Annotated in this window: 2 tRNA genes; both read right to left on the reverse strand. The window is 49.5% G+C overall.

Features of this window, described 5'->3' with window-relative positions:
• Window positions 1-67 precede the first annotated feature (67 nt).
• Window positions 68-140, reverse strand: a tRNA-His gene (locus ADG81_RS00775).
• Window positions 141-154: 14 nt separating this feature from the next.
• A tRNA-Trp gene (locus ADG81_RS00780) sits at window positions 155-225 on the reverse strand.
• Between the last annotated feature and the right edge of the window lie 66 nt (window positions 226-291).

Genomic DNA, 291 nt, shown 5'->3' on the forward strand with positions numbered 1-291 from the left:
AACCAACGCATGAGGGAGTCAAAGTCCCTTGCCTTACCGCTTGGCTATACCCCAATAATATAAAATAGGCGAGTGATGGGGATCGAACCCACGCATGCCAGAGCCACAATCTGGTGTGTTAACCACTTCACCACACCCGCCATAATTCTATTAACACGGGCAGTAGGAATTGAACCCACACTGAAGGTTTTGGAGACCTTAGTTCTACCTTTAAACTATGCCCGTAAAATGGAAGGGGAGGGATTCGAACCCCCGAACCCGAAGGAGCGGATTTACAGTCCGCCGCGTTTA

This window comes from Streptococcus pseudopneumoniae, from assembly GCF_001070815.1.
GTDB lineage: Bacteria > Bacillota > Bacilli > Lactobacillales > Streptococcaceae > Streptococcus > Streptococcus pseudopneumoniae_P.